Source organism: Lapidilactobacillus achengensis (assembly GCF_003946655.1).
Lineage (GTDB): Bacteria > Bacillota > Bacilli > Lactobacillales > Lactobacillaceae > Lapidilactobacillus > Lapidilactobacillus achengensis.
The window spans coordinates 97,504-115,938 of record NZ_RHOV01000001.1; the positions used below are offsets into that span (position 1 = coordinate 97,504).

At 51.3% G+C, this 18,435-nt stretch carries 17 protein-coding genes and 1 other RNA gene; 6 read left to right on the plus strand and 12 right to left on the minus strand.

The features are described 5' to 3' along the window. Positions 1–20 precede the first annotated feature (20 nt). The 7 genes from EKM94_RS00425 to EKM94_RS00455 all read right to left on the minus strand — a co-directional run bounded on the left by EKM94_RS00425 (position 21) and on the right by EKM94_RS00455 (position 8,770). Positions 21–3,209, minus strand: a complete 3,189-nt coding sequence (locus tag EKM94_RS00425) for a carbamoyl phosphate synthase large subunit (RefSeq protein WP_125595819.1) — start codon at positions 3,207–3,209, stop codon at positions 21–23. Next, positions 3,209–4,291 (minus strand): carbamoyl phosphate synthase small subunit, encoded by a 1,083-nt coding sequence (locus tag EKM94_RS00430; protein ID WP_125595822.1) that lies wholly within the window; start codon positions 4,289–4,291, stop codon positions 3,209–3,211. The genes EKM94_RS00425 and EKM94_RS00430 overlap by 1 nt, the downstream gene beginning before the upstream one ends. Before the next feature lie 161 nt (positions 4,292–4,452). After that, positions 4,453–4,965, minus strand: coding sequence for a bifunctional pyr operon transcriptional regulator/uracil phosphoribosyltransferase PyrR (pyrR, locus tag EKM94_RS00435; protein WP_125595825.1), 513 nt, complete (start codon positions 4,963–4,965; stop codon positions 4,453–4,455). A gap of 249 nt (positions 4,966–5,214) precedes the next feature. Then, positions 5,215–6,156: an RluA family pseudouridine synthase gene (locus tag EKM94_RS00440; RefSeq protein WP_125595828.1), complete on the minus strand. Its 942-nt coding sequence runs from the start codon at positions 6,154–6,156 to the stop codon at positions 5,215–5,217. Continuing rightward, complete coding sequence (lspA, locus tag EKM94_RS00445) at positions 6,156–6,641, minus strand: signal peptidase II (protein WP_125595830.1); 486 nt, start codon at positions 6,639–6,641, stop codon at positions 6,156–6,158. Before lspA ends, EKM94_RS00440 begins: the two co-directional genes overlap by 1 nt. Before the next feature lie 54 nt (positions 6,642–6,695). Beyond that, entirely contained in the window at positions 6,696–8,363 is a 1,668-nt protein-coding gene (locus tag EKM94_RS00450) for a formate--tetrahydrofolate ligase (RefSeq protein WP_125595833.1), read from the minus strand. Next, complete coding sequence (locus tag EKM94_RS00455; protein WP_125595836.1) at positions 8,360–8,770, minus strand: EbsA family protein; 411 nt, start codon at positions 8,768–8,770, stop codon at positions 8,360–8,362. The genes EKM94_RS00450 and EKM94_RS00455 overlap by 4 nt, the downstream gene beginning before the upstream one ends. Before the next feature lie 136 nt (positions 8,771–8,906). Between EKM94_RS00455 and EKM94_RS00460 the strand changes: the two genes are divergently transcribed. Further along, the gene (locus EKM94_RS00460; RefSeq protein ID WP_125595838.1) at positions 8,907–9,311 is read left to right on the plus strand and encodes a reverse transcriptase-like protein; all 405 of its coding nucleotides are present in this window, start codon (positions 8,907–8,909) and stop codon (positions 9,309–9,311) included. A 135-nt stretch (positions 9,312–9,446) separates the two neighbouring features. Here the strand turns inward: EKM94_RS00460 and EKM94_RS00465 are convergent, their stop codons facing one another. After that, positions 9,447–10,049, minus strand: a complete 603-nt coding sequence (locus EKM94_RS00465; protein ID WP_125595841.1) for a nitroreductase family protein — start codon at positions 10,047–10,049, stop codon at positions 9,447–9,449. 273 nt (positions 10,050–10,322) lie between these two features. Here EKM94_RS00465 and EKM94_RS00470 point away from each other — a divergent pair, with 273 nt between their 5' ends. The 4 genes from EKM94_RS00470 to EKM94_RS00480 all read left to right on the plus strand — a co-directional run bounded on the left by EKM94_RS00470 (position 10,323) and on the right by EKM94_RS00480 (position 14,205). Beyond that, entirely contained in the window at positions 10,323–11,201 is an 879-nt protein-coding gene (locus EKM94_RS00470) for a DegV family protein (RefSeq protein WP_125595844.1), read from the plus strand. A gap of 457 nt (positions 11,202–11,658) precedes the next feature. Further along, the gene (locus EKM94_RS12700; protein ID WP_263853203.1) at positions 11,659–11,781 is read left to right on the plus strand and encodes a hypothetical protein; all 123 of its coding nucleotides are present in this window, start codon (positions 11,659–11,661) and stop codon (positions 11,779–11,781) included. 274 nt (positions 11,782–12,055) lie between these two features. Next, a complete protein-coding gene (locus EKM94_RS00475) occupies positions 12,056–13,069 on the plus strand; it encodes a lipoate--protein ligase (RefSeq protein WP_125595847.1) in 1,014 nt (337 codons plus the stop codon). 212 nt (positions 13,070–13,281) lie between these two features. After that, positions 13,282–14,205 carry a magnesium transporter CorA family protein gene (locus EKM94_RS00480; RefSeq protein WP_125595850.1) on the plus strand — a complete coding sequence of 308 codons (924 nt, stop codon included), beginning with the start codon at positions 13,282–13,284 and terminating at the stop codon, positions 14,203–14,205. Between the two features lie 644 nt (positions 14,206–14,849). On the opposite strand, the gene EKM94_RS00485 is transcribed toward EKM94_RS00480, so the two are convergent. From EKM94_RS00485 to EKM94_RS00500, 4 genes are all read right to left on the minus strand, one after another. Next, on the minus strand, positions 14,850–16,004 hold the full coding sequence (locus tag EKM94_RS00485) for a THUMP domain-containing class I SAM-dependent RNA methyltransferase (protein ID WP_125595853.1): 1,155 nt from the start codon (positions 16,002–16,004) through the stop codon (positions 14,850–14,852). Positions 16,005–16,208: 204 nt separating this feature from the next. Next, an RNA gene (rnpB, locus tag EKM94_RS00490) (RNase P RNA component class B) lies at positions 16,209–16,564 on the minus strand. 46 nt (positions 16,565–16,610) lie between these two features. After that, positions 16,611–17,081, minus strand: a complete 471-nt coding sequence (gene gpsB, locus EKM94_RS00495) for a cell division regulator GpsB (RefSeq protein WP_318531093.1) — start codon at positions 17,079–17,081, stop codon at positions 16,611–16,613. An 83-nt stretch (positions 17,082–17,164) separates the two neighbouring features. Beyond that, complete coding sequence (locus tag EKM94_RS00500) at positions 17,165–17,716, minus strand: DUF1273 domain-containing protein (protein ID WP_125595856.1); 552 nt, start codon at positions 17,714–17,716, stop codon at positions 17,165–17,167. A gap of 70 nt (positions 17,717–17,786) precedes the next feature. Between EKM94_RS00500 and recU the strand changes: the two genes are divergently transcribed. Beyond that, a complete protein-coding gene (gene recU, locus EKM94_RS00505; protein WP_125595859.1) occupies positions 17,787–18,425 on the plus strand; it encodes a Holliday junction resolvase RecU in 639 nt (212 codons plus the stop codon). Positions 18,426–18,435 lie beyond the last annotated feature (10 nt).

Below are 18,435 nucleotides of genomic sequence, written 5' to 3' on the forward strand. Positions count from 1 at the left end.
GTTGACCGTGCTCTCGCCAGTTAGATCAAGGGTTGGATCGCGAAGGCCCGTGATTCTAGTACGGTCAGGATTGCTTCCGCCTCATCCATGGTGGTGATCAGCGGGACGCTATGCATCACCGCAACTTCGCGCAACAACGCGCCGGAAATGCTAACCGGACCGCGCCATTCGGTGGTATTGATCACCATTTGGATCCGACCGCCACTGATTTCTGCGGCGATGTCCGGCTGTTTCTTACCGATATTGTGGACGAAATCAGTGGGTAAGCCCGCGGTTTGAAAGGCGGTGGCGGTTTTAGCGGTGGCAACGATCTGGTAGCCCAATTGCTTGAACCGTTGCGCGATCGCCAGACCTTGCGCCAAATCATGGGAAGCAATCGAGAAGAGGATCCGGCCAAAAGCCGGCAAAGGTTGCCGCGCTGCTTCCAAGGCTTTGTAGAGTGCTTTTTCAAAGGTGATGTCACTGCCAATGGCCTCACCGGTCGTTTTCATTTGGACCTGGGATAATTTCTCCCGCTTATTGAGCTTCGTAAAGGAATAAACTGGGATCTTAATGTGATAATTGGCGATTTTAAGGCTGCCATCGCCAGGATAGCCTAATTCGGCCAGGCTGGCCCCCAGCAAAACGCGCACGCCCAGCGTCACCACTGGCTCCGTGGTGGTTTTATTAATAAAGGCCAAGTTGCGGCTACCCTTCAAGTCGATGGCCAACACATAGAGCTGGCCCGCATTGACCAAGAAGCGAATATTCATAAAACCTCGCGCGGATAAGGCTTGCCCGACGGTTTTGAAAACATTCTTGATTTGTTCCGCCATGGCCACGCTGAGATTTTGGGCGGGGGTCACGGTCATCGCCTCGCCAGAATGCAGACTGGAATGTTCCAGATGCGCTAAAATGCCCGTGATCAGCACGTGTTCTCCATCGAAGATCCCGTCAACCTCATATTTGTCGCCACTCAGAAACTCCCGCAAGGTGAAGGGGAAATTCGCCAAATCGTGTTGGAAATGGCCCAAATAACGTTGGAGATCGGGGGCGTTGCGAATGACTTCCGTTGGTGAGAAGAAATGGTCAGGGTTGGGATGGATCAGCAAAGGATAGCGCAAGTGATGCCGCTGTAACAGCTCGGGAATAGCCTCTGGTTGCAATAATTGCACGATTTGCGGACCCTGCAACTGCAGGCGTTGCAATAATTCACGGAATTGTTCTGGTTGATGGACTTGATTTAAAGCCGCCGCGTCGGCGCCAAGAATTTTGAGACCGCGGGCTTCCAATGCGGCGGTCAACTTACTGGCGGATTTGCCGCCAAGCTGGGTGATGATATAGTCGGGTTGTTCCGCGGTCGCCACGTTCAGCGCCGATTCCGCGTTGATCGGCGCATAATAAAGGCGATCGGCAACCCCAACACTGGTGGAATACGCGTCGGGATTATTATTCAACAAGACAGTTTGATAGCCTAATTGCCGCAACGCCAACAGACCCCGAACCGTTTCATAGTCAACTTCGCTGCCCTGTTCGATCTTGGTGGGGCCGGAACCGATCAAGAGAATCTTCTCCCGTTGATCGGTGGGACTGACCTCATTGCCTGTGGCGTAAGTAATGAAGTATTGTTGCGAATGAACCAGCGGACTGGTAGCTAAACTATTGATTTCTTGAAAACCTGGCTCGATCTCCGCTTCTTTACGAAAATCGCGCAATTGGGCAACGGGGATCTCCCATAATTGACTAATCTTCAAATCAGAGAATCCGTAGATTTTCGCCTTGGCCAAGGTTGCTTGGTCGCCCTTATGGTTGCGGAGTTCTTGCTCCAATTGAATAATATTCTGGATTTTCGCCACGAAAAACGCGTCGACCTTGGAGATGTGGCTCAGATCGCTGACGCTGTATCCGCGCCGCAGCGCTTCCGCCAAGCAGAAAATTTCTTCATCCGTGGGGTGGATCAGCTGCGCGGTCAGTTCATCATCAGGCAAGGCCGCCACGTTCGGCTTCCATAGATGATCAATGTGCAAATTAAAGGAGCGCACCCCTTTCAACAGGGCCGCCTCCACATTCCGTTCAAACACCAAGACTTCGCCAGTGGCCTTCATTTCCGCGCCTAAGGTTCGATCAGCGCCAGTGATCCGGTCAAACGGCCAGCCGGGGAACTTGCACGCGATATAATCAAAAGCCGGTTCAACCAAGGCGGTGCTCCCCTGTTCATAAGGGTGCTCGATTTGATCCAGCCGCAGTCCCAAGGTTAATAAGGTGGCGATTTTCGCCAGGGGATAGCCCAGCGCTTTGGCCGCGAAGGCGCTGGTTCGCCCTAGCCGCGGCGTTGCCTTCATGATCCAAAAAGCATCGCTGTCTGCGGCGACGGCGAATTGGATATTGCAGGAGCCGACAATATTTAGATGTCGCCCGATCGTGATCGCGGTTTGCCGCAGTTGTTGCACTTGGCGATCGGTCAGGGTCTGGATCGGTGCCAGCGTGATTGAATCGCCAGAATGGATTCCCACCGGATTTAATTGCTCGCAGTTGAAAACCGCGGTCACCTGATCGGCCCGATCGCGTAAAATTTCGAATTCGATTTCTTTGGCACCGACCACACTTTGGCACAGCGCGACTTGATGCCGCGGCGATAACGCCACGGCCCGTTTGAAAATCTGCTGGAGCTGGTGTTGACTTTCAGCGATGCCCCCGCCTGTTCCGCCAATGGAATTAACCGGCCGCACCATGATCGGCCAGCCTAACTGACTGCTGGCGTGAGTCAATTCGGCGCTGTTCGTGACGATCAAGCTGCTTAAAATCGGCAGATCCAACGCCTGCATCGCTTGTTGAAATTGATCAACGTTGGTCGCCGGTGTTTCGCGACTAAGATCAGTGCCTAGAATCTGCACGCCCAATTGATCCAGCAAGCCCGACCGCCGCAACGCCATCACTAGATTAACGGTCGTTTGGCCGCCAACAGTCGCTAGAATCGCGTCAGGCAGCTCTTTGCGAATGATCTCGGTTAGAAACTTCTCGGTGATCGGTTCTAGATAGATGCTAACATTGGGATGCCGGTCGGTCATGTTGGTTGCCGGGTTTGAGTTGATCAAAACCACTTGATAACCGGCGGCAGCCAAGGTATTGACGGCCTCGGTACCTAAATAATCGAATTCGCTGGATTGCCCGACCACATAGGGCCCGGAGCCAATCACCAAGATTTTATCGATGTCTGTGCGTTTACCCATCAAAATACCCTCTGCTTTCGCTCAATATCCGCGTTCATTAGATCCAAGAAGTCATCGAACAAATGTTGCGCGTCGGTGGGACCAGCCGCGGCTTCAGGATCGAAATTGACCGCGAAAACCGGCAAGAATCGATGGCGAAAGCCCAGCACTTCCTGATGATTGACCGCCAAGTGGGTCGTTAACAGATTGGAGTCCGCAGGGATCGCGGTTAGACCATAGTTACCATTTTGGGCAGTCAGACAAATATTCTGGGTGATCTTCTCCTTGACGACTAAATTGATCTGATGGCGCGCGAAATGACGCGCCTCAACGGCCAGTCCATTGGCCAACGCCACCACCGAGAAGCCTAAGCCAATGGCGAAGATGGGATAATGACCTTGGATCTCCTGCAAAGTGGCGATGGTTTTCGTGAGGGCTTGGGGATTGCCAGGGCCATCACTGATCAAAATACCATCGGGCGAGATCGTCGTGATCGTTTCGCTGGGCGTGTCAAAAGGCAGCACTGTCACGTTACATTGACGTTTCGATAATTCCCGCAAAACAGTATTCTTCAGACCGAGATCCAAAACCACCACATTGCGCCCAATATTAGGACTGGGATAAGCCTGCTTGGTCGAGACCTGACTGACTTGATTGTTGGCCACGACCAACGCCTTGATCTGATCATGGGCGTGGTCATCATGGGTATCCATCAAGCTCGCCTTCATATTGCCGTGAGTCGCCAAATGTCGATAGAGTCGGCGGGTATCCACGTTTTTTAGACCAGGGATCCGCTTGGAGCGCAGAAACTGATCCAAGGTCATTTGCGCGCGCCAATGGCTGGTCAGCTCGTAAGATTCACCGATCACCACCCCCTTGATGGTGGGCTCGATCGATTCATAATCATCGCGATTGATACCGACCGCCCCTTGCTGGGGGTAAGTAAACCCAATGATCTGGCCGGTATAGCTCTTGTTGGTGATGGCTTCTTGGTAACCCGTCGCGCCAGTATAGAGCACCAATTCTCCCGTGGTGTTGATCGACGCGCCGAAAGACTCGCCTGGGAAAACAGTACCATCTTCAAGTATCAAAAATCGTTTCATTATTTTGGCCTTCATTTCCGGTCTTGTTAAGGGATGAGGACTGATCGTCGGCTAGGAATCAAGCAGCGCCGAACCTAGCCACGCTTGCCAGCGACATTGTTCTAAGCAACATTGAACTAAGCGACATCGATCAAAATAACATTGACGCCAGCAACATTGACTCAGGCCAGGATGACCTGATCAATTTCGTCGATCTCCGCCACTTGGACTTTGATTTTCTCGGTCCGGGCGGTGGGAATATTCTTGCCGACAAAGTCAGGGCGAATCGGCAATTCCCGATGACCACGGTCGATCAAGACCGCCAAGGCGATCTTTTGGGGCCGCCCCGCTGCCATCAAGGCATTCAACGCCGCCCGAATCGTGCGACCGGTATAGAGCACATCATCCACCAACACCACATTTTTACCGGTGATCGGCGTCGCTAATTGTGGTGGTGTGGGCTGGCTGACGGTCCGATCATCCCGATATTCAGTCGCGTCCAGGGCAACAACAGGAATCTTTGTATTTTCCAATTGGGCGATCCGCTCGCCGATTCGCTGGGCCAACACAATGCCGCGGGTCTTGACGCCGACAATCACCAAGTCGTTGAGCCCGCGATTCTGTTCGATAATTTCATAGGTGATCCGCGTTAACGCGCGTTGCATCGCCGTTTTGTCCAAGACTACTTTTGTCATGGGTCTCCTCCTAAAAAAACTCACGTCCCCTTGTGGCCGTGAGTCAAACATCACTGCTATCCCGCGCTGAAAAGAATGAGCGGCCCGCTTTCCCGGTCCAAGCTCAGGTCGATAATTTCAGTCTAGGGATCAGGATAATAAAAGTCAAGCACGCTGGACACCGGACCAGGACCATGCCAGCCAGGTGGGGAACGGGAACTGGCCACCGCGCCGCGTTCATCTGTTGGCAGTGGACAAGCCCCTGCTAATTCAGTCTCGCTTGGTTCCTGCTGCTGGGTGCGTCTGGTGCGCTTGTTGGGCGCGTAGTCGCACCAGTGTCTGTTGGAAAATCGTTGGTACCGGAACTGAGAAGGTTAACCATTCTCCTGTCGTTGGGTGGGTGAAACCTAGCGTCCCAGCGTGGAGAAATTGACCGTGACCAGGCAAGGTCTTTTTCGGGCCGTACAGCGGATCGCCAGCTAAAGGATGGCCAATGTAACGGAAATGGACGCGGATCTGATGGGTCCGTCCAGTTTCCAGGCGACAAGCCACAAGGGTGAATTGATCAAAGCGCTCCAACACTTCAAAGTGTGTGACTGCAGGCCGTCCACCCGCAACCACGGCTTGACGCTGGCGATTCTTAGGATCTCTGGCGATCGGCGCGTCGATCGTGCCGGTGTCGGCGCTGATCACCCCGTGAACCAAAGCCAAATATTGCCGGAGATTTGTTTTGGCCTTCAGTTGGGCCGCCAAACTACGATGGGCCTGGTCGGTTTTTGCCACCATTAACAACCCTGAGGTATCCTTGTCGATGCGGTGCACGATTCCTGGGCGAATCTGGCCATTGATGCTGGACAGCTGCCCGTGCGCCAACAGTCCGTTGACCAAGGTGCCGTCGGGATGGCCCGGACTGGGGTGAACGACCAGTCCTTGTGGCTTATTGACCACCAGGACTTGATCATCTTCGTAGATGATATCCAAAGGCATTTCCTGAGGTTCGGCGGCGATCGGTGTCGGCTCTGGGAGGCTCAATTCGATTTGATCACCGGTTTGAACGCTATATTTGGCCCGCGTGGGTTGCCCATTGACCAACAGCTGCCCCGCTTTGATTGCGCTTTGCACCTGACTACGACTTAATTCCGGGGACATTTGGCTGAGAACCTTGTCTAAGCGGCCCCGTTCGGCTTGAATGGTGAAAGTTTGTTTGTCCATTAGCGCTGCGATCCTTTCGAAGTTGTGTCCTCGTCACGGTCGAGAAAGAGCACATAAATGAAGATCAAGATCACCCCGACCGTCAACGCCATATCAGCCACATTGAAAATAGGAAAGTTGATGAAGTCCAGTTGAAACATATCGACAACAAAACCTTGCCGCGCCCGATCAATGAAATTGCCTAATGTGCCCGCCAAAATCAAAACCAACCCACTAAAGTAGACCAGACTGTCGTGGCGCCGAAACGCGCGGACCAACAGAGGTAGGATCACCGCCAAAGCCACGATGGTCACAATATAGAAGAACCAGGTCTGCCCTTCAAAGCTACTCCAAGCGGCGCCACTATTGTTGATCCGGGTCAAGGACAACAAGCCAGGCAACATTGTCCGCGCCTGCCCCATGGCTAAATTTTGCGTGATCCAGTATTTGAGTAATTGATCGCCGCCAAGAACCAGCGCTCCCAGCACCATGATAAAAATCTGCATCTATTTTTTTCTCCTTCGGTTTTACGCAGCGCGTAACAGTTTAGAATGGTTCGTCTAGGACAAACCGGTGATTTGCCCATCAGCGTCAATATCGATTTTTTCCGCCGCCGGGTGAGCCGGTAAACCTGGCATCGTCAAGATATTTCCCGCCATGGCGACGATAAAGCCTGCGCCCAATTTAGGAATCAGTTCGCGAATCGTTAAGGTGAAGCCACTAGGCGCGCCCAAAGCTTTCGGATCATCCGAGAAAGAATATTGGGTCTTGGCGATACAAACCGGTAAGTTCTCCCAGCCAAATTTGCGCAATTGGCGGAGTTGGCGCTGGGCGGTTGGGGTCAATTCAACGGCGGCCGCGCCGTAGATTTTCTGCGCGATCGTGGTCAATTTCGTGACCACATCGGCGCTATCCTGGTATAGGCGTTGGTAGGTGGCCGGCCGTTGTGCGGCGGTGACGACTAGATCCGCCAAGGCCAAGCCGCCTTTACCCCCGTCAGCGAACACTGAAGTTAGGGCGCTGTCCACGTGATCCGCCGCGATCAAATCTTGTAAAAGCGTCAATTCGGCGCTGGTGTCAGTCGCAAATTGGTTGATACTGGCAACGACGGGAATTTGGTAGCGTTGCATGTTGCGCAAATGGCGTTGAAGATTTTGGTAGCCTTGGCGTAACGCCGCTAGGTTCTCGTGATCCAGGTCCGCCAATGGCTGGCCGCCATTATATTTCAAGGCGCGAATGGTCGCCACGACCACGATCACATCAGGGGCTTTGGGCAGCTGCGGCGTAACAATATCCAAGAACTTCTCCGCGCCTAGGTCAGCGCCGAAGCCGGCTTCGGTAATCGCGTATTCCCCAGCGTGGAGCGCGGCCTCCGTGGCCAAAATACTATTACACCCATGGGCAATGTTCGCGAAGGGACCGCCATGGATGATTGCTGGCGTTTGTTCCAAAGTTTGGACCAAGTTAGGCCAAAGCGCGTCCTTCAACAGCACAGTCAAAGCGCCCGCCACGCCTAGATCCGCGACAAAAACAGGTTGGCGCTGGTAAGTATAGCCAATCAAAATCTGATTCAAGCGTTTTTTGAGATCGGTCAAATCATGGGCCAGGCAGAGAATCGCCATCATTTCACTGGCCACCGTGATTTGGAAACTGGCGCTGCGCATCTGACCGTTTGCTGGTTTCCCCAAACCAATGATTGTTTCCCGCAAGGCGCGATCATTGATGTCCAACGCTCGGGGCCAGCGAATCCGTTTCGGATCCAAGTTCAATTGATTACCTTGGTGTAAATGATTGTCGATCAACGCGGCCAAAGTGTTGTTGGCCGCGGTCAGCGCGTGCATATCCCCAGTAAAGTGCAGATTGATGTCCGCCATGGGCACCACCTGCGCGTAACCGCCACCGGTGGCCCCGCCCTTCATGCCCATCACTGGGCCCAAAGAAGGCTCCCGTAAGGCAATCACCGCAGAATGGTGACTTTGATTCAGGGCATCCGCCAAGCCGACGGTAACTGTTGATTTGCCTTCCCCTGCAGGGGTAGGATTGATCGACGTGACCAAAACCAACTTGCCTAGCGGTCGTTGCCGCAATTTGGCCAAAGTGGCACCTGGTAATTTGGCCTTGTCATGACCATAGGGCTCGATCTCGGCGGCGGTGAGGCCTAATTTGGCCGCAATCGTCTCGATCGGCGCGGCTTGATTTGCTTGTGCAATGGCAATATCTGTTTTCATGGTTCAATTTGCCCCTTTTGGATGATCATTTTTTGGAATTCACGGACGTGTTTCGCGCTGAGCCAGAGTCGATATTCTTTCGCTTTCGTGGTGGCCACCGTGATCGTGCGTTTACTGAAATCATACCGCTGGACTTCTGCTAAAGGTAACGTAAAGGCTTGGCGACGGAAGGGAAAATGGAGTTGTAACTGACCGGTCGTTTGGTCGAGCTGTACATAGGAACTTAATCCCAAATATGTAGCCAACCCTAGAAAAATCAGGCCGAGCCCGACGGCAATCCAACTAACCGCGCCGGTCATTTCCAATTGAAAGATCACGCCCAGCAGCAGGATCGCGGTGGTCCAAAGCCAGAGATTCAGACGATTCAACGTCAGTGTTTGACAGTAGATTTTCTTCGTTATTTTCATAAAAGGCGCACCTCATCGTCTATCTTATCACAGACTGTTGTACAATGGGACTATCAATCACGCCAGGTGATCACGTCGCCGCCGCTGTTCGCTCGTGGCGGTGAATCGGATCATTTAGCGAGTCAGGAGTGTGGCGATGCTTTGGCTGACAACGGATGCTGCGGTGGATCGCGCGCGGCAAATCACGGGACTAGGCTTCTTCATTCAAGATCATGATCGACCGGAAATGGCGGTGCGTTGGCAACAACAGGTTCCCTACACCGACAATCATCATGCCGAATTCGCGGCGGTCCTGGCCGGGCTGACCTATTTGGCGCAGCATTGGCCCTTGGCGACCAGCGCCGTAATTTTACAAACCGATAGCCAATTGGTGGCGCAGGCCTTGACCAAGCGCTACGCCAAGCACTATGACACCGAACTGAAACAAATTCTGGCGGTCAGTGACCAGTGCCAGCTCTTTATCGTCAAGCAAATCACCGATCGCCAGAATACCACCGCCCACCACCTAGCGCGTCAGGCAATCTATGGAAGTCAGGCCTGACGTTGTTAAGCGCAATGAGCTGGGATAACAAACACGTTTCAAAAAAGCCTTAACCGGATGTGGGTCCAGTTAAGACTTTTTTGTTGATCATTAACTAACAACTAACTAACATCAGATCAGCCAGCGCTGACGGGTCTACTTGAGCACCCGGAAGCGCTGATCAGCAGGCAAATAATCCTTGTCACCAGCGGGGGCTTCAATGGAACCATAAGGCATTTGCGCCCGTAAACGCCAGGTGCTTGGAATATCAAAGGCCGCCGCTACTTCCGCGTCGATCAGCGGGTTGTAATGTTGCAGGCTGGCGCCGATCCCGTTATTCGCCAAGCTTGTCCAAACGCCGACGGTCATAATGCCTTGACCTTGCTCCGACCAGTCTTGGAAATTATCGCGGTATAGCGGGAAATTCTGTTCCAGATCATGAACGACTGCCATATCCGTGTAATACAGAATCGTGCCGTGACCAGCCTTGAAGGTCGCCAGCTTAGCGGCCGTGCGTTTGAACGCTTCAGGATCGGGAACTTCTTTTTCCAGGCGTTTGGCGATCAGCTCCCAGAGTTGATCATGCTTCGCCCCGAATAGAAAAACAGCCCGAGTCGTTTGGCTATTGAAGGCGGTCGGTGATTCCGCGACCACCGCTTCCACCAAGTCAACCACTTGCTCATCGGTCAAGGTGATTTCCTTACCTAAGGCATAGATCGACCGTCGTTGTTTCAATAATGCTAAATAGTCTTGATTCATCATAAAAACTCCCAACTCAATTTGAATTTTATTCCTTGATTCCAATATATCAACTTGTTTAAAGTAAGTCTAATAATTATACTCGGCCGGGCGACTTTTTTCGATTTAGCGCGTGGGAAAAAGGTTGGAGTGGCCAAGTCCCTTGATTCGGGCGACTTAAGCGGTTTCCGCCGGCAATGGGCAGTTGGTAAAATAAACAGTTTGCCCGCAACTCGTGAATCTTGCGGGAAACTATGATAAAATTTAGGCATTATCTTAAAAAGGAGTTTCAAGATGAAAGTTGCAGTTATGACTGATAGCACCGCCTACTTGACACCAGAGCAAGCCGCGCGCTATCAAATCCATGTGTTACCGATCCCGATTCTCTGGGGCGATGAAACGTTACGAGACATGATCGATATTGGCCAGGAACCTTTTTATGATCGGATGCGTACCGATCCGGTCTTACCCACCACGTCACAACCTTCTATCGGGGCTGTCCAAGAATTAGTCGGTCAATTGGCCGATCAGGGTTACGAGGCACTGATCGCGCCCGTGATCTCTAGCGGGATCAGTTCTTTCTATAGTAATTTAGCGGCTTATGCGGCTCAGGAGCAACGCCTGAAAGTTTACGCGTTTGATTCCCACATTACCTGCGCGGGGTTGGCCTTTGCCGCCCAATTAGCGGGTAAGATGGCGCAAAGCCCGGATGCTGATCCGGAGCAAATCATGACCGCCCTAGCCGACCTCCGGGAAACGACCGGGGTCTACTTCATGGTCGATGATCTGGCCCACTTACGCCGCACTGGCCGCCTAAGTAACGCCTCCAGTTTTGTGGCCGGGCTGTTGAAAATCAAACCGATCCTTTCCATTGATATTCACGCCGCGGGTAAAGGCGAGATTTCCGCGATCGCCAAGGAACGTCAAACCAAACGCGCGGTTCAATGGATCATGGACCATTTTGCGGCTGCGATCGCAGAGGTGGACTACCCCATCAGGTGTACGATTTTTGACGCCAACGATCCCGCCGCTAAACAGGAATGGCTCCAAGAATTTTCCCAGAAATTTCCACAAGTTACCTTTGATACTAGCATCATTGGCCCGGTGATCGGTGTCCACACTGGTGAGAAGGCCATGTCCATGATTTGGGCCAAGGACTGGGAGAAATTCTAAGGCCAGCTTAATCAAGCTATTATTCGTATTTTCTTAGATCTCCTCGTTACCGTTATTATTTGCATAAGTTGATCAGTACTCTTTGTGGTCAGGTAATGAGCCAAGTTAGCTTTGTGCAGGACTAAGTGCACCTGGCAGCCAACTGAAACCGTTCGATTGAAACCATCGATTCCTTGGGGAGTCGATGGTTTTTTAAATGGACTGCCGAATAATGCCTGCAAGCTTTACCACACCACGCCTGGTCAGAAGACTAATGCCCCCCTCCATACAGCCGGCGAGCGCTGACAATCTATTTCGAAATTTTATCGAAAGACTTGATTTGGGTAGCAGGCCAAGTGTCCTAGGGTCACCAACAAGATGAATTGAGTTCGATAACCACGGTCGTCCATTTCGTGACTTGCCACCGATTGGACATCGCTGATCAGATGGTGCCAGCGCTAGAGCGAATAAGAAAACGGTGAGCGGCTGGAGCGGAGAGAATCGGGGTGAGCTCGCCGTGAAATTGGTCTTAGTGGCTCTGCCACTTAGACCAAGGCTCAGCTTTGAGATTTTCGGCGCCCTTCCGAAAAGCTCAAAGTGACGCCCACAGCGAGCTCACCCCGATTCTCGTAGCGCAAGCCGCGGACATGATCCCCACCCTAGCTTCTTCCGCTTAGCTACGTCAGGCTTCTGGAGGCATGGTGCGCCTCCAAAATCCTGACTAGGTTAATGCTCAGAAGCTCCCGGACTGGCTCACACTCTTTTTTAATTGTTCGCAATTCTTTTTAGTCGTTTTTCATAGCGAAGTTTGCTAGACTGGAAGTGCAAGAATTTAAACTGTCGTGCCTGGCGCGGCGGTCATTGGAGGGGTCGTTATGTACTATGTGGTCATGCCCAAGCGCGATATTCGCGACAACTTGGCGACTGAGCAATACCTGATGAATCAGAAATCTTTTGATGAGCCTTTATTGTTATTCTATATTGAAGCGCCATGTATCATTGTGGGCCGCAATCAGAATACTTTCGAGGAAATCAACCAAACTTACGTGGAAGAACACGGTATCACTGTGACCCGGCGTTTATCCGGCGGCGGCGCGGTCTACCAGGATTTGGGCAATCTTTGTTTCAGTTTCGTCGTTGACGCCAAGGATCAGACGTTTGGCGATTTCAAGTCCTTCGTCCAACCGATCGTGACGGCTTTGCAGAAGATGGGCGCGAGTTCCGTTGAAGTCAGTGGGCGCAATGATATTCTCGTTGACGGGAAGAAGTTCTCCGGCAATGCCATGTATACGCGTAACGGCAAGACTTTCAGTCACGGCACCCTCTCCTTTGACGTGGATCTGGACGTCTTGACCAAGGCGTTGAATGTCCCCGCCGATAAAATCGCCTCTAAAGGCATTAAGTCGATTCGTTCGCGGGTCACCAACATCAAGCCTTACTTACGCCCAGAATTTCAGGGGCTGACCACGGAACAGTTCCGTGACCGCCTGATCAAAGAAATCTTTGGGGTGGCTGATTTGGCGGAAGTCGCGGATAAGGAATATCGGCTTACCGCTGAGGATCAAGCGGCCATCGACTTGATTGCTCAAGACACTTACCGTAACTGGAACTGGGTCTACGGCAAGAATCCTCAATTCAGTATTCAAAAACGGAAACACTTCGATTATGGCACGATCGACGCTCGGATGTTAGTGGAAAATGGGCGCATCAAAGCCATCACTTTCTTCGGGGACTTCTTCGGTCCTCAGGATGTCCATGAACTCGCGGATCATCTAACCGGCATCATTTATGATCGCGGTCATTTGACTACGGCCTTGGCGAAACTCGATGTTAGTCAGTATTTCACCGGGATCAGTCAAGAACAGCTGATCGATTTGCTGGCGCAATAAGCACAAGTCTTGGTTGGCCAGGCAAGCTCACGTAAAATGTGGGCTTGCCTTTTTTATTCGTTTGTTTAACGGGGTCGATTGCGCGCGCTGGCTATTCTGACGCCTGGTGTAGCTGGCCCCCTGCTCAACTTTGGCAGAAGTTTGCGAATAAACTTGTTTCTCGACCGATTTTGCATTAGGCTGTAATTATCATTATCGCGAAGGAGCAAGTTATGTTACGGGTAGGACGAAAGACCAAGGCGGATAATCAAATCATCTCGGTGATCGCGATGACGCCGCAAGATCGCACGGAATTAATGGATAATTATCATTTGACGGGGGAGTTCTTGCGTTACGCGACGGACCCGCTGGAACGGGCGCGCGTCGAATTCAATTCTTTCACGCAAAATTGGTTGATTGTTTATAATGTGCCGGTCGCCGCCACCGAAGCAGATCGCCGCGTGATCCATCCGGTCAGCTTTATCATCAAGGATAATCTGTTGTTTGTGTTCGTGACGGAGCAGACCAAATACGTGCTGTCAATGACCACGGATCTGAATGTGGGTGATCAGACTAAGGGCGTTTGGGATTCGATTTTCTCGTTATTGTTTGAGATCACGACGACCTATTTTGATCATATTCAGCGGTTGACCCAGGTGCGCGCTCAAATTGAAACTCATTTACGGCAACGTCAGCGGAATAATTCGAAGCATATTTTTGAACTGGCTAATTTAAGTACGGATCTGACTTACTATTTAACTGGCGCCAACGGTAATTTAGTCGCCATCAGCCAACTAAGCTTGGCGGCGCGGCGAGCAGCCAATTTACAGCTGAGTAGTATCAGTCAATCTCAGCTGGAAGATGTGGAGGTCGAAGCGCGGCAAGCCCAAGAAATGCTGGAATTGAACAGTGACATCGTGGACAAGTTATCGAACACCTACAACAACCTGTTGAATAATAATTTGAACCAAGTGATGAAACTATTGACGATCTATTCCGTTGTCTTAATGATTCCGCCGATTATTTTTGGATTTTACGGGATGAATATGACCCTGCCCCTCGCCGACAAAGAATGGGGTTGGCTCTTCTCGATCTTGATCTCGATCATTCCGATCGGCTGGGTGATCTACCGGCTGCATCGCGACCACTTTATTTAAAGCGCTTCTCAAATGTTAACCTACCGAGAAAACAGCAACAAAAAGACGAGCAGTCATCCATCCTGCTCGTCTTTTTGAAATGTATTCATCCTCAATCCTCGGGTCGGCAATCGCGTGACCTTCCATTGATTGGACATCACCTATCACTCGGCGTGGCGCCACTTAATCGTATTAGTAAGACATTGAGCAGCTGGAGCGTGCGCTAAACTGTCTTCTGCGCTTAACTACGTCAGGCTTCTGGAGATGAAGACCGGCCTCCAAAATCCTGACTAGGTTAATGCTCGAAGTCAACCCGTTGTGTTCCGCACTCTGGCGTTGGTGGGCTGTTTGCTTGCTGGCGGAAGGTCGGGCTGGGGGTGAGTCAGCCGCGATATTATTGTTGGCGATTTATCGCCTACAATAAGGCCGAGTTTTGAGATTTTCGGTGGGTTTCCGAAAAGCTCAAAATCGTGCCCGCAGCGTTCCACCACCCCCAGCCCGACCTGAAGCCCTACCACATCTGCCCACCACCAACGCTTCGCGCAGCTTATGCCGCGGACATGATTCGAAACGTGTTCGCCAACCCAGTGCTTTCCGCTTAGCTACGTCACTGTTCCGGAAGCATAGTACGCTTCCAAAACAGCGACTAGGCTAATGCTCAAGCACTACCCAGGTTGGCTCTCACTCTTGTTTTTGTAATCTGGGCGGCCCCAATATTGGAACAGGTCGGTTCGGAGATAACCGTTATAGAGCTTGCGCCGTTTCGTGGCGCGCTGTCCGTAGAAATTCTGGAATTCTAGATCGCTGGTAAGAATGTATTTGCTCCAAGTCGTCAAGGGACGGAAAGCTTGGCCCATGTCCGCATAGATCTCGCGGGCTTTTTTCTGGTCGTTCAAGCGTTTCCCGTATGGTGGATTGGCGATGATGATGCCGTTCCGCAGGTCGGTCTTGAAGTCTTTCACGGCGACCTGCTTGAAGGTGATGTCGTGGAGAACGCCGGCTTGGGCGGCATTGACTTTCGCCAACGCGATCATGGTTTCATCGATATCATTGGCAAAAATCTGCAAGGTCAGATCGTTTCTGATCTCGGCTTGGGCCGCCGCGCGCGCCGCCGCCACCATTTCTGGTGTGATGGCCGCAAACTGCTCAAAAGCGAAATGCCGCTTCAATCCAGGCGCGATATTTCGCGCTTTTAGGGCCGCTTCAATGGCAATCGTGCCTGAGCCAGTCATTGGATCAAGAAATGGATCATTGGCCCGCCAAGGTGTGAGGGCAATCAGACCAGCGGCGAAATTCTCTTTCAAGGGCGCGCCACCGTGATCGATCCGGTACCCACGTTTGAAGAGGCTGTCGCCGGTAGTATCGATCAACAACTCGGCTTGATTCTTCCGCAAGCGAATATCAATTTTGGTGAGGGCGCCCGTTTCTGGTAACCGGGAGCGGCGATGGTAAGCATCCTGCAACCGTTGCACGATCGCCTTTTTAGTGATGGCTTGCACGTCGGGGACGCTGTGCAGTTTCGAAGCTACCGAGCGGCCAGTGACCGGGAATTGCGCGTCCATCGTCAAATAAGTTTCCCAAGGAATCGCGTTGACTTGATCGAATAATTCGGTGAAATCCATCGCCTTGAATGTCTTCACGATGATCATCACTCGGTCAGCGGTGCGCAGCCATAAGTTGGTTTTGATGATGTCCGCGGCCTCACCCTGGAAATAAACACGGCCGTTATCGGTTTGGGTCTGATACCCCAACGCTTGTAATTCTTTCGCCACGATTGCTTCGAAGCCGGCCGCCATGGTGGCCATTAACTGATAGGTCATTTGTTGCCTCCTCACAAATACAAATGTTAATCATGCCAATCTTGCTTAATGTTCCTGGCAAACCGGATTGTTAAAGACTAATCCTCAACAAGCGTATTTGCCGCCAATATTTGCTGTTTTAAGGAACTGCCGTTTAGTGGACAGTTTGATTTTTTCTGAAAAAAATTGACGCAAAACGAGTTTGCGCCAACCACCTTGGTAAATTTCTATAAGCCACGTTTTGTTCCAACCAGAATTAGGTCCATTCTGATCTTCAGTAATCATCTATCTGCTGACGCTCCTACTTTAGGTTCGATTTCCGCCGTAGGACTCCCCTACCAAAATTTGGGTTGCTCGCTCGTGGGGTTTACCCGTTCCAGGCGCCGATTTTCAGGGGCGCATCGTCTCTGTGGCACTTTCAAGGCATTGACCATGGCGTATACTTTAGGTCGCTGCCTGCCGTTACCTGTCACCAGGCACCTTAGCTTATTGGGCTAAGCGCGAACACTACAAGCATCACAGCTTGTGCGAGCGTGGACTTTCCTCAGTTTATCCGAAATAAACCGCGATTACTCGAAACTTACCATTATTCACATGAATTGATGATGTTGCGATGATCGGTGTTATTTAGAACCGATCGATTTGGCTTGGACCGCCGAAATTATTACTCGGTTGTGTCGGCGTTGTTGGCTGAGTTGTTGCAGGATTACCTGCGATCTTCGCCGCTTCTTTCTCGCCAAACACATGACGCTCCAAGTTACTGATCCGCCGCAAAATATCATAATTAGTGGTATTTTGCACCGCGGAAACACCGCTATTGAAGCTCGGCGTACTCGCGCCGTTGGTATCAAGTTGGCGCGACAACTCATCGACCCGCTTGACCAGGCGCGTATTCTCCTGCTCTAAGGTCTTGATTCGATTACGAAAACTCTCATAATCCTGAATGACTTGATCCAAAAAGGGATCGACCTCCGCATCGTCGTAACCACGATACTTTTTCTTGAAGTCCTTGTTAACAATGTCTTCAGGTGAAAGATTGATTTTGAATTCGCGATTCTCTTCTGGTTTGTCCATAAATTCTTGCACCTCATTAATCATCGATCACGCATCTTTAACAGTATACCAAAAAATCAAGCAAATGAGAACTAAAACTCCCGATTTCTCCCGATTACTTGCAAAACTCACTCCCGTTGATTCATTTCGTCGGCTTGATCTTGCAACTGATAGAAATCGATCAGTTCTAATTCATACCCTTGAGGCTGCAAGGTTTGAGTAATGTATTCGTAGTCATAACGCGGCTTGCCCGGATGTTCCGGATCGTACAACAGCAAGGCTCGTTCGGTATGCTGCCCCATAAAGTGTTGATAATTTTGTAGCTGGCTGGGATTGCGATAGGGCTCCTGAGAAGTGTAGCCAACAAAATCAGCTTGGGCCAGGATCTGCGCCAGCTTGTTTTGGTTTTTCTCGTTCCACTGTTGCCCAAACGCACTAAACGGCAACATGATCGCGACCCGCAATTGGGGATAAGTTGCTTTCAGCTCCACCGCCGTGCTAACCGCCCACTGCTCCGTGCCTAATTGGGCGCCGGTCAACACCCACTCCAGACCATCATCTAGATAGCGCTGTAAGGTATTTCTTAGCGAATACTTAATAACTTTCAATTTCGGGTCCGTATCTTGATAAACATTGAGTTCGTACGAACGATAACCAGTCAACCACAATCGATTTGCCATGGGGAAACAGCCTTTCTAATGAAGTTCAGGGGGACAATCTGGTATAATGTGGGCATTGGGAGTGTCGACAATGATAATCAATTATCCAAATGGGCAACCATATCAATTTCAACCAGATGAATCTCAGTCTAACACAAAACAGCCGCGCCCGCGGTCACAAAAAGTGATTTTTGGCGGCCGGGGCATGACTTTGGAAGAAACCATCAATGAAAGCAACGACTTCTACCGTCAGCAAGGACAAGCGGTGATCTATAAGAAGCCGACGCCGATCCAGATCGTTAAGGTGGACTATCCGCAACGCAGTCAAGCGGTGATTCGTGAGGCTTATTTCCGTCAGGCCTCGACGACCGACTACAACGGGGTTTACCAAGGTTATTATCTGGACTTTGAGGCCAAGGAAACCACCAATAAACAATCTTTCCCCTTGAAGAATTTCCATCAACATCAGGTCGACCATTTCCAACGCTGTTTGCAACAAGGTGGCATCTGTTTCACGATCATGCGATTCACCAGTTTGAATCGGTATTTCGTCACGCCCGCTTCCCTGTTGATCCAGCATTGGCAGCAAGCGCAAACTACTGGGCGTAAGTCGATCAGTCTAACCGAGATCGCGGCCACGGGCTATGAATTACGGTTGCATTATCGACCCAGCTTAGATTACTTAACGGCAGTTGATCAATTGATCCAGAAGACAAATTTGAAAAAATAGGTGATCGTTT